This is a genomic window from Calditrichota bacterium (genome assembly GCA_013151735.1).
GTDB lineage: Bacteria > Zhuqueibacterota > JdFR-76 > JdFR-76 > BMS3Abin05 > BMS3Abin05.
This window is the reverse complement of the sequence record JAADHR010000004.1, coordinates 1-11825: the sequence shown is the minus strand read 5'-3', so window position 1 is coordinate 11825 and position 11825 is coordinate 1. Positions and strand designations below refer to the sequence as shown.

Genomic DNA, 11825 nt, shown 5'->3' with positions numbered 1-11825 from the left:
ACCAAGCCCATAACAAACAATATATAGCCTTTTTACCCAAGTCAAGCAATCGGTCAAAAAGAAGCTCTGTCTTATTTAAAAAAGTCATTTTTCCCACAAAAAAGCCAGTAGACCACTCTTTCAATATACGAATCGATCCCGTTGAAATCAAGTCGGGAAGTCACCTGCATTATTCAATTAATATGTATGGTTCACCTGGCTTTTTGTGAGGAAGACAATCTTTTTGGAAAAATAGCTTGTTTGCTCTGTGTCAGCTGGTCAAGAATTGGGCATTTGGTTAATTTTTTGTCATATTTTTGATCAGAAATGTGCCATTATGAAACAAGAAAGGGGACTATTTTTTAAGAACAGAGCAAAGAATTGTTTCAAGATGAAAAAAATAAAAAATAATTCCGATTGTAACAATTGCAATAACAATAAGATAAACGTCACATAAGTATTGGGATAAAAAAAGTTGGGATTTATTAGGGCCGATTTCAAAATCATGGCATATTGCTTGCTAAATAAAGAAGTGTAACTGAATGATTCGCGAACAAAGTGACACCATTTCCCTTTGACTAAGGAAATCAAAATAGAGAGCAGACCTCAAAACACTGAAAAAAGGACAAGACCTATGGGAGAAGACAAAATTTTAGTGGCAGTTGAGAATGAGATTCTCAGAAAAAAAATTGTAAAAACACTTCGCGAATCAGGTTTTAGTATTGCAGAAGCCAAGGACGGCAGGGGGGTTATTTCTCATTTGAATGAAGATCCGCCCATTATTCTCTTTTTGGACGCCAATCTTCCTGAGATTTCCGGGTGGGAAATATGCCGCGAATTGAAGAATGATCAGTTGACCCGCCGAATAGGCATTGTTTTAAGTGCTTATGATGCGGATGAGAATGACCGAGTCAAGGGGTTGGAATTGGGGGCCGATGATTTTATCAATTATCCGTTTGGCATGCGGGAAATGCTGGCCCGGGTAAAAGCGCTGTACCGGCGTATCCGTCTTACACAAAACCGCATTAAGGTGCGGGATATTGAAATTGATCTGGATGAACATCGCGTGAAAAAGGCCGGGCACCCCATCGACTTAACCTATATTCAATTCAAACTGCTCTATCTTTTGGCGTCGCGACGAGAAAATGTGTTTTCGCGCCAGGAAATTCTGGAAAAGGTTTGGGGGCATAAAATCTATGTCACAAACCGTACGGTGGACGTTCATATTAAGCGCCTGCGTGAAAAATTGGGGGAGGTAAAATATCCTTCAAAATATATTGAAACAATCCACGGAGTCGGTTATCGATTTATGTAAAATAAGTCTAAAGTTTTTGAAAATGATGCCGAAATATTAGTAGAAAATTCAAAACATATTTTTGTTCCCGTTTATTTCTTCATATTTCTTCCTCCCAAGGGGCCTTCGGCGAGAGCCGGGGGCTTTTTTTTATCTCCGAATAGACACCCAATTTAATAGGACCAATAGGTGCCTATTTAAAGGGAAATATTTTTTATTCTCCCAAAAAAATTAAAAAAAGTCTTGACTTTAATTCTTCCAACAATTAGCTTATATGCCGAAAAAAGCTATAGTAGAAACTATAGATTCAATGCACAATACACTATAGTTACAAAATGGGCAGATCTGGAAAATACAGGTGATGGTTGCTCGTTTTGTAACGGTTAAATAAAGAAAGCGTTCGTCGGAATAAGCCGACAAAACGAATGAACCTGATCTCGGAAATGTATAAAGATACTTTAAATAGATTCAAAATAAGGCCGATTTACCTGAAGAATTTCTTCCGGGTCAGGATAAGGTGCGTGTGGTTGAGATATCATACTCATTCTCAAAGAGATAGGATACTGGAAAAATGGCCGGAAGATTCAATCAATTTTTATTCAGCCTTATTGCGTTTTTCGGAATCTGGATTGCTTTTACAAGCTCATTAAATCCGCAAGAACTAATTGTCGGATTTACGTTTTCTTTCATATCTGCCTACTTTTATGCACCCCATTTTAATTCAACCGGTCTGCGTAATTTAGCCCCCAAGCGTGTATTTACACTTTTCATTTATTTTTTTGTTTTCTTCTGGGAAATGATTAAGGCCAATCTGGATGTGGCCTATCGTGTGCTCAGTCCTAAAATGCCCATTAATCCGGGGATTGTTGAGTTCAAGACCACCCTCACATCCGAGGTTGGGAAATTGGCTCTGGCCAATTCGATTACGTTAACTCCCGGCACATTGACCATGGACATTATTGGAGACCGATATTTTATCCACTGGATTGATGTCAAAACGGACGACAAAGAAAAGGCCCGCGAAATCATTGCCGGAAAATTTGAAAAATACTTAAAGGAGATATACGAGTGATGATTTTTTATTTTGCAGTCATTGGCCTTGCATTGGTGGTAACCAGCCTGCGTGTGATTAAGGGCCCAACCACATCGGACCGCCTGGTGGCTGCCGATGCCATGACCACAATCACAACGTCTCTTCTGGTTCTTTTGGGATTGTACTTTGATCGCTACATTTACATCGATGTAGCCTTGGTTTATGCCGTCTTAAGTTTTGTGGGCGTTTTGACGATTGCCCGATACCTGGAAGGGGGGCTCTAATGCTGACTGTTATCGGACATATCGTAACCACCATCGGCGTTATTTTTTTATTTTTGGGGGGGCTTGGTATTCTTCGTTTTCCCGATGTCTACAACCGCCTGCAAGCGGGTACAAAGGCAACCACACTGGGATCGTTTTTTACGATTGTCGGTGTGGGGATTATTCATCCGCAATGGATTTTTAAAACCATTATTATTGCATTTTTTATTCTTCTGGCATCTCCGATTTCAAGCCATGCGCTTGGCCGGGGAAGCTACAAGAGCGGTGTAAAACTGTGGGGAAAAAGCGTTACGGATCACTATAAAGAAGTTTCCGAACACGGTGGAATTGAGGACGAATAAATGGCAACAGCTTTATTGGTTGTATTAACGGTTGTAATTATTGGCGCCGCCATTTTAACGGTTTATTTCAGGGATTTGGTGGCGGCGATTGTGGCCAGCTCGGTCATTAGTCTGATTGCGTCGGTCTATTTTTATCTGCTTCAGGCACCCGACGTTGCAATGACCGAAGCCGCCGTTGGAGTCGGCTTAACAACGGTTATTTTTATTATTACGGTTCGTAAAACCAAAAGGTACGAAGAATGAGAAAAACCTTAAGCATTTTAGCGCTGGCCGTGATTGGTTATTATCTCATTGTAACCATGTCCGCCATTCCCTTCGGCCAGGATCGGATGAATCCGGATGTGGCGAAGGTTTATCTTACGGAGGGCGTTCCCAAAACGGGTTCTGTTAATATTGTAACGGCCATTGTTGTCAATTTCAGGGGATTTGATACGCTGGGAGAAGTGACGGTTTTATTCCTGGCTGCAACGGGTCTGGGGGCGATGCTCTATGACAAGCGGGGCAAACGCCGTCCGCGGACAGAGGCCAGCCCCGTTGTGAGGGTCGGGGCACGAATCCTGTTTCCGCTGATTGTTTTGCTGGGTGCCTATGTTTTTGTGCACGGACATCTGACACCGGGGGGCGGATTTCCGGGAGGGGTGATTATTGCCACCGGATTTCTGCTGATGTACATGGCCTACCGGAGCTACGATGTAAGTCACTGGGGATTGAGCATTACGGAATCCCTTGCCGGAATGATATTTGTGAGTATCGGGCTTCTGGGGTTAATCTACGGACAGAGCTTTTTGTACAATTTTTTGCCGCCCGGTGTTCCCAACACGATTTTCAGTGCGGGCGTCATTCCCTTAATTTACATTGCCATCGGTCTGAAGGTTGGTTCTGAATTAACCGGTGTGATCGATAATATGATGGAAACCATTCGTTAACGTGCAGGATATCCTGTAAAAAGACAAAGGATTTTTTGGCATGATTTATTATATGGCGTCAATTTCACTTATTTTGATTGGAGCGTACGCCGTTCTGACGAAAAAGAATTTGATTAAGATCGTTCTTGGATTGAGCATAATTGAAACCGGGGTAAATATTCTTCTGATTTCAATTGGTTATATCCATGGAAAGACCGCTCCGATTTTTTCAAATATGTCCATGAAGGCGTCACAAATGGTCGATCCCGTGCCCCAGGCACTGGTGCTAACGGCCATCGTGATTGGTCTGGCGGTCACGGCTATGGCTCTTTCAATTGTTATTCGATTGTACGATCATCATAAGACACTCAATATTAACAAAATCCGACAATTGAAATGGTGAGTTGTTCGGTCTGGAGTGAGTGGATTTTTAGAGATTTCCGGTTTGACATCGGTTTAGGCACGGCTAAAAAGAAAATAGACGAATAGGTGAAACGGTGGATCCTGTACTATTAATTGCATTGCCCTTGTTCACAGCATTTTTAATTCCTGTTGCCCAAAAATTTTGGAAAGGCGCCGCAGAAGCCTTGCCCCTTTTAACCCTTGGGTTTAATCTTTACCTGGTGATTTCCCTGATCCCCAAAGCCCTCAAAAAGCCTATTATTGTGGTCATTGCAGGGTGGAAGCCGCCCGTCGGTATCAATTTAACCATTGGCCCTCTGGGAATTTTTCTGGCCCTGATCATTACCAGTGTGGCCTTTTTGGTGGCCATTTATTCCATCTGGTATATCAAGGTGGAGCCAAAAGAAAAATACTGCATGCTTTGTTTAATGCTGGTCACCGGATCTCTTGGAATGGTTCTTACGGGCGATATTTTCAATATGTTTGTTTTTATGGAGATCACCAGTATTTCAGCCTATGCGCTGACGGGTTTCATTCGCGACAGGGATGGGTCGGAAGCGGCATTTAAATATTTGATGATTGGTTCCTTGGGGTCCAATTTTGTTTTGTTGGGTATTTTATTGATTTACGTGGGAACCGGGACCCTGAACATGGCGGATATTGCGGCCAAAATGCCCACCATGGATCCCAAACTGGCGGTAATGGCCGTTATTCTAATGGTGGTCGGTTTGGGGATTGAATCGGAGATGTTTCCTCTGAACGGGTGGGCTCCCGATGCCTATTCGATGGCGCCTTCTCCCATTGGGGCTATCTTCGGGGCAATTGTTGTAAAGGGGGCCGTGTATGCCCTCGCCCGCATGATCTACACGATATTTGATTTTCACAGCTTGTTCTATTTTCTTGTCATAATGGGAATCATTACACTGCTGATTGCAGAAATGTCTGCCCTGCGTCAGAAACAGGTGAAGCGAATGCTGGCGTTCTCAAGCATCGGCCAGATGGGAATGATTTTAGTCGCGTTGGGTCTGGGAACGTTAGGTGGAATTGTGGCGGGACTTTTTCAGATCCTGAATCACGCCATTCTGAAAGCGCTTCTCTTTCTTGCAGCCGGGTATCTGGTGTACCATTCGGGCAGTAAGAATATTGAAGATATGGACGGCATGGGGCGAAAGACTCCGCTCACGGCTCTGGCATTCAGTGTCGGTGCTTTTGGAATTATCGGGCTGCCCCCCCTGAATGGATTTTGGAGCAAATTCCTGATCATTTCCGAGACGGTCAAGGCCCATTACATGCTCATTGCCGCCCTTATTTTGTTGGGCAGCGTTATTGAGGCGGTTTACTACCTTCGCGTGGTTGGCAGACTTTTCTTTAAACCTGCCGGACAAAATATTCAGGCGGAACAACTGCCCCTGTCGGGTTTAATTTCAATGGGAGTTCTGGTTATCGCGGCCATTGTAATCGGACTGTATCCCAATTGGGTGATGGCTTTGTTGCATCCGGCTGCACGGGAATTATTCGACAAACAATTCTATATTCACAGTGTGTTAGGAACGTTCTAAGAACCGGGATAAATTTTAGTCATGAATCCGATCGTCGAAATTTTGCTGATTTTATTTTCAACCGCAATTGTACTGCCTGCTTTGGGAAGGGTTTCCAAGACCCTTCGGAACGGTGTTATTTTTGCGGGAATGACCTGGGCATCTATTGTTTTTCTGGGACTTTACGGAAAAACCTCCTCGTTCTCGTGGTCGCTGATGGGATTTCACCTGACCTGGCATACCAACATGTTGTCATGGTTTTTTGGTAGTATTGTTATGGGGCTGGCTTTCCTGATTGTCCCGTTTACATTTACGTATCTGTGGAATCACGAACGGCAGGATTATTTTTATTTTGCCTTTGTCATGACCGTCGCTTCGATGATGGGGATCCTTTTTTCGGCAGATTTCCTCTCGCTCTTCTTCTTTTGGGAAATTATGACCTGGTCCTCCTTTTTAAATGTCATTTACTATCGGTATGAAGCTCAGAAGGCGGGACTCAAATACTTTGTGATGAGTGTCATTGGCGCCTATTCCATGCTCCTGGCGATTGTTTTTCTCTATTCCAAATTTGGCGTACTGGATTTTTCGACGATTGCCGCTGATCTGCCCGCCTTGAGCACGGCCAATTTGTTCATGGTGTTCACGCTGTTTTCCATTGGCTTCGGGGTTAAGGCAGCGGTTATCCCGCTGCACACCTGGGCACCGGATGCGTATGAAGCCTCACCGGCACCCTTTACAGCACTGTTTTCCGGCGCCCTGAGTAAAATGGGGGCATACGGTTTTGTGATTCTTCTGTTCGTTTTGGCGGGTGGAAAGCTGATGCAGGGATTCGGCAGTGTGCTGGGAACGCCCACATTTCACTATGTTATTGCCTGGTTTGGCGCCGTTACGGCCTTTGTTGCCACAATCATTGCCGTCGTCCAGGAGGATGGTAAAAAACTGCTTGCCTATTCCAGTGTGGGACAGGTGGGGTACATTATTTTGGGTTTGGGAGTGGCGTCTACGCTGGGGGTGGCCGGTGCATTTTTTCAGGCCCTGAACCATGCCATTTTTAAGGGGATGCTTTTTCTGGTAATGGGTGCCGTCTTCTACCGTACGGGAACCCACCGCATGGACGAACTGGGGGGGCTCATCAAAAAAATGCCCTATTCGTTTGTAATTATGTTGTTCGGTATTATCACCCTTGCGGGTATTCCGCCCTTAAGCGGATTCCCCGCCAAGTGGATTTTATACGAGGCCTTAATCAACAACCAGATGGTTTTTCTTTTGATTGTGGCCATGATCGCCAGTACGGGGGCTTTTCTCTACGCGTACCGCCTGATCGCCTCTGTTTTTCTGGGACCGCTTCCGGAGCAATTTGAGGATGTCAAAGAGGTGCCCTGGTCGATGCGGATTCCCATGTTGATTTTGCTGAGTTTGACTGTTCTGTTCGGGGTTCGTCCGTCATTGGCCCTGAGTGTGATTTCGAAGGCCATGGCGTTTGTCCCGGGTGTGGCCCCCCTAAACGTCGGGACGTATCATTTGACAGCCCCCACCGGGCATGTCAATCCGTTTACCGTGGCTTCTACCGTGGGAACCGTCTTACTGGGAGTAGCCGTGGCTCTGACGTGGTTCTGGTCCAAGTCAAAAAAGGCCACACAAAACGATATCCACACGTCCGGTGAGCCGATTCCCGAGGGGGCATCTTTTAAATATGCAACGGACTTTTATAAACCGTTTGCACGCGCCTTCTGGATGATTCTGAAAAACAGTGCCGATCGGTTCTACACGAGCCTTGCGGCCAATTTGGAAAATCTATTTGACTATTTACGGTTCGTCTACACCGGAAACGGTCAGACGTACGCGTTGTATGTTATTCTATTTTTGGCCACATTATTCATCTTTGCCCGGCATATTGTTTTTTAGTTTGCGGGGTGTGGCCGTATTTTTTTGCACGGCGGAATTGAGTAAAACGGTGACACGTACTCATCTTGAGTCCGTATCTGGCAGATTAGGAAGGATTGAAAGGGAGTTGTTTTAGATGACCACACTTTTGGGATTGCTGGTAATTGTTTTTATGGCCTGGACAATCGGGCTCCTGTACATGGGAATTGACCGAAAAATTACGGCCAGGGTACAAAATCGCTATGGACCACCGGTTTACCAGCAGTTTATTGATGTCATAAAGCTATTTAAGAAAAAATCAGCCATTTCACACGGAACCATGTTTCATCTGGGGCCGGCTTTTGCAGTAACCGGTTCGGTGTCCACCCTGCTGTTTATTCCGGTACTGACCGGATCCACTTTTTTTTCCGGTTTGAGCTTTCAAGGAGATTTAATTCTCATTATTTATTTGATGGTGTTCGGCAGCCTTGGAATGGCTCTGGCTGTTGGGGAAAGCGCAAACCCCAACGGCATTATCGGGGTTTCAAGAGGCCTTACCCAAATGCTTGGGTTTGAATTACCGTTTCTTGTGGCCGTTATTACCCTGATGATGCACTATCATACCACCTCGTTGGTGGAATTGGTGAACGCTCAGGCGGGGGGCCATTGGAACATAATTCATTCCCCCTTGGCCAGTATTGCGGCTTTTGTTGCCCTGTTGGGTATGATGGGGCACCAGCCCTTTGATGTGCCCATTGCCCCTCAGGAAATTGCATCCGGCCCCATGTCAGAATTTGGGGGGAAATATCTGGGAACCATGATGTCCAGCCACGCCATTTTTGTGTTTGCGAAACTGACCCTCTTTACAGATTTGTTTTTAGGGGGAGCCGGCAATCTGGTTTCTTTAGTGGTCAAGACATTTGCAATCTTTTTGTGGCCGGTTTTTGTGGGATTGGTTTATCCCCGGTTTCGAACCGAACAAACCATCGGCTTTTTTTGGACCTGGCCGACCCTGATTGGACTGCTTGGCCTGGTTTTATTGATTTGGTAACGGCCGCCTAACACTGAACGACATTGTATTTTTTGGTTAGAGCAAAGGAATAAACGGATTCATTATGAACGGTAAATTAGACGCTGTAAATTCCCCCGAAGATAAGGGATTGGAGATTGTAGCCAACTGGGCAAGGAAAAATTCCCTCTGGGTGATTGCTTATGGTACGGGTTGCGGGGCTATCGAAGTACCGCCCACAATGACCTCCCGTTACGATGTGGAACGGTTTGGCATTACTATGATGGCCACACCCCGCCAGGCTGACGTGATTTTGGTGACAGGCTACGTGACGGTAAAAACGCTCAAGCGGATTATCCGAACCTACGAACAGATGCAGGATCCAAAATATGTCATCGGTTTTGGCTCGTGTCCCATTAACGGCGGAATGTACTGGGATTCCTACAACACCATTAAAATGTTGGATAAATATATTCCTGTGGATACCTGGATTGCCGGATGCATGCCGCGGCCCGAATCCATTATCGAATCCCTGCTTCACCTTCAGGAGAATATTAAGAACGGCCGGGCAAATGGTTATCAAAAGTACAGGGACAACCTGGAATGGTACCGGGCGAATCAAAGAAAAATCATAAAAAATTGGACGATGCCGGATTATAATTGGTAATAAATTGGATTGTTAATTATGAATATTGAAAAATCACATGCCGTTGAAACTGAAATTGCCCGAACGATCGAAAGCACATTCCACTCGGCAAAGGTTCGTGTGATTCGTGAAAGGCGAATAGAGGTCGTTTTGAGGGGAGATTTACTTCCTTCTTTGGCCAGTAATTTGAAATATTATCATCAATTTCAGCACCTTTCCTTGATTTCCTGTGTGGATTGGATAGAGGAAAAACAATTTGAGCTGGTTTATTTTTTCTGGTCTTACACAAAAAAGGTGCTTGTTTTGGTGAAGGTTCGGGTCGATCGGGAAAATCCAAAATTTGTGACGATTCGTCCGCTTTGGAGACAGGCTCAGACCTACGAAAGGGAAATCCACGAGATGTTCGGAATTGATTTTGAGGGAAATCCCAATCAAACCCCGTTTTTACTGGAGGACTGGGATGCCATTCCGCCCATGCGCCGCGATTTTAATACGCGAAAGTACGTTAATGAAACCTACGACTGGCGTCCGGGCCGGGATGAACACTACGTACCCCGCGTGGTTATTGCGGAAACCTACCACGAACGGCAGGATGGGGTTGTCGGATTCGAGGAAGACCGGGTTGTGATTCACACCAAAAACGGGGAGAAAGAAAAATGATTCAAACCGTGAAAGAAACCACCCTGTTCCTTGGCCCCCAGCACCCCGGAATTACCGGCAATATGATGATCGAGCTCAAAATCGTGGGCGATACCATTAAGAAGGCCACCACGCATGTGGGGTACCTGCATCGGGGATTTGAAAAATTGATGGAAGAGCGGTTGTACATTCAATGTTTTCCCATCGTTTGCCGGATTTGCGTCCCGGAACCGGATCCCAATGAAGAAAATTTTGCCCGCGGTGTGGAGGAACTCGCGGGTATCGAGATTCCGGAACGAGCCAAATGGATTCGGACAATGGTTTTGGAATTGAGCCGAATCCAGGCCTATTTGCTCTGGATGGGCGGCCAGTCGGCTTCTGTCGGGCTTTACACCATGCCTCAGTGGACCATCGGGGATCGTGATTATATTCTGGATTTATTTGAGGATTTAACGGGCGGCCGCGTGTATCACATGTACATCTGGCCGGGAGGGGTCCGCCGGGATTTGCCGAAAGGGTTCCGCGATAAAGCGTTGAAAACAATGGATTACCTCGAGAGCCGGCTGCCCGACTACGATCGGCTTCTGTTCGAAAATGCCATGTTTTTGAAGCGGGCTCAGGGCATCGGCGTTATCGAACCGGAAAAGGCGCTGGAGTGGGGAGTGGTCGGACCACCCCTTCGGGCCTCAGGTCACCATTACGACATACGAATAGATGATCCGTATGAAAAATATCCCGAAGTGGATTTTATTGTTCCCACGCGTTCCGAATCGGATGTGTACGCCCGGGCCATGATCCGCCGATTTGAAATCGGACAGTCCATTTCCATTGTCCGTCAGGTGCTGGACAAACTGCCGGAGGGGGATGTTTATGAACCCATTCCCAATCCCTTCTACTGGAAGGTGCCCAAAGGGGATGCGTACGTTCGTACGGAATCGGCTCGAGGCGAATTTGCCTACTACGTGGTCAGCGACGGATCGACGAAACCCAGACGTGTTCATGCCCGCGGACCGGCCTTTGTGCATGGTGTTTCTTTGTTGGAAGATTTGTTAATCGAACAGAATATTGCAGATGTCTCAATGATTATGAACAGTCTGGGTACCTGTCCCCCGGAGATTGAGAGATAAATGAGGACGATGGAATGAGTGCGACGATTAAAAATGTATTATCTCCCTTTTCTGCCCTGAAATTTCTCGGAAAAAAGCCTCATACGATTCGCTATCCCAAAGAGACAAAGGAAACGGCGGACCGCTACCGGGGTTTTCATTATAATGATATTGAAACCTGCATCGGATGTGGAAATTGCGCCAATATTTGCCAGAATGCGGCTATCGACATGGTAAGGGTCCCCGGCATCGAGCCCAAGACCGGTGATTCCGGGCTGCGTCCGCGAATCGATTACGGACGGTGCTGTTGGTGCGGTCTTTGTGTGGATGTGTGTCCCACGGGATCTCTGGCCCTCTCCAAAGAATACACCCACATTTCGGATGATCCTGAAGATTTCTTACTGCTGCCGGGCGTCGAGCATCCGGAATTTGGCGAAAAGCTCAGCTACATATCTGAAAAAGGGTACAACCTGCTGGATTGGGTGCGGGTACCCATGCGGGAATTGGATCCGAAGGAACGGGTTCAGTCCTTTGCCGAGGTTGTTTTGGGCTACATGGAGGACGAAGCCCGCTCAGAGGCCTCCCGCTGCGCAGGGTGCGGTATTTGTGTGTCGGCCTGTCCCGATCACATGCACATTCCGGAATATATTCGCGCCATTGCAGAAGCGGACGATCTGGAGTCCCTGCAGGTGATCTACGATAATAATCCCCTGGGTGAAATGTGTGGAAAGGTTTGTACGCGGCGATGCGAGGGGGTGTGCGTGATTGGACATCGGGGCGAGCCGG

The 11825-nt window shown here is 46.3% G+C and carries 14 protein-coding genes; all 14 read left to right on the top strand.

Annotated elements, in window-relative coordinates:
• The first annotated feature begins 613 nt into the window (after positions 1 to 613).
• Positions 614 to 1294: a response regulator transcription factor gene (locus GXO76_00165; GenBank protein NOY76256.1), complete on the top strand. Its 681-nt coding sequence runs from the start codon at positions 614 to 616 to the stop codon at positions 1292 to 1294.
• 550 nt (positions 1295 to 1844) lie between these two features.
• Positions 1845 to 2345 carry a Na+/H+ antiporter subunit E gene (locus GXO76_00160; protein ID NOY76255.1) on the top strand — a complete coding sequence of 167 codons (501 nt, stop codon included), beginning with the start codon at positions 1845 to 1847 and terminating at the stop codon, positions 2343 to 2345.
• A complete protein-coding gene (locus GXO76_00155; protein NOY76254.1) occupies positions 2345 to 2590 on the top strand; it encodes a cation:proton antiporter in 246 nt (81 codons plus the stop codon). Before GXO76_00160 ends, GXO76_00155 begins: the two co-directional genes overlap by 1 nt.
• Positions 2590 to 2931, top strand: a complete 342-nt coding sequence (locus GXO76_00150) for a Na+/H+ antiporter subunit G (GenBank protein NOY76253.1) — start codon at positions 2590 to 2592, stop codon at positions 2929 to 2931. Before GXO76_00155 ends, GXO76_00150 begins: the two co-directional genes overlap by 1 nt.
• Positions 2932 to 3174: a DUF4040 domain-containing protein gene (locus GXO76_00145; GenBank protein ID NOY76252.1), complete on the top strand. Its 243-nt coding sequence runs from the start codon at positions 2932 to 2934 to the stop codon at positions 3172 to 3174.
• Complete coding sequence (locus GXO76_00140; protein NOY76251.1) at positions 3171 to 3857, top strand: cation:proton antiporter; 687 nt, start codon at positions 3171 to 3173, stop codon at positions 3855 to 3857. Before GXO76_00145 ends, GXO76_00140 begins: the two co-directional genes overlap by 4 nt.
• Positions 3858 to 3897: 40 nt before the next feature.
• Positions 3898 to 4239 (top strand): cation:proton antiporter, encoded by a 342-nt coding sequence (locus GXO76_00135; GenBank protein NOY76250.1) that lies wholly within the window; start codon positions 3898 to 3900, stop codon positions 4237 to 4239.
• Positions 4240 to 4423: 184 nt separating this feature from the next.
• A complete protein-coding gene (locus GXO76_00130; protein NOY76249.1) occupies positions 4424 to 5797 on the top strand; it encodes a proton-conducting membrane transporter in 1374 nt (457 codons plus the stop codon).
• 21 nt (positions 5798 to 5818) lie between these two features.
• A complete protein-coding gene (locus GXO76_00125) occupies positions 5819 to 7681 on the top strand; it encodes a hypothetical protein (protein ID NOY76248.1) in 1863 nt (620 codons plus the stop codon).
• Between the two features lie 115 nt (positions 7682 to 7796).
• The gene (locus GXO76_00120) at positions 7797 to 8690 is read left to right on the top strand and encodes an NADH-quinone oxidoreductase subunit H (protein NOY76247.1); all 894 of its coding nucleotides are present in this window, start codon (positions 7797 to 7799) and stop codon (positions 8688 to 8690) included.
• A gap of 64 nt (positions 8691 to 8754) precedes the next feature.
• Positions 8755 to 9315, top strand: coding sequence for an NADH-quinone oxidoreductase subunit B (locus GXO76_00115; GenBank protein ID NOY76246.1), 561 nt, complete (start codon positions 8755 to 8757; stop codon positions 9313 to 9315).
• Between the two features lie 18 nt (positions 9316 to 9333).
• Positions 9334 to 9954 (top strand): NADH-quinone oxidoreductase subunit C, encoded by a 621-nt coding sequence (locus tag GXO76_00110; GenBank protein NOY76245.1) that lies wholly within the window; start codon positions 9334 to 9336, stop codon positions 9952 to 9954.
• Positions 9951 to 11060, top strand: coding sequence for an NADH-quinone oxidoreductase subunit D (locus tag GXO76_00105; protein NOY76244.1), 1110 nt, complete (start codon positions 9951 to 9953; stop codon positions 11058 to 11060). Before GXO76_00110 ends, GXO76_00105 begins: the two co-directional genes overlap by 4 nt.
• 14 nt (positions 11061 to 11074) lie before the next feature.
• Positions 11075 to 11825 (top strand): 4Fe-4S dicluster domain-containing protein (locus GXO76_00100; protein ID NOY76243.1); only part of this gene is annotated, 751 nt, incomplete at its 3' end.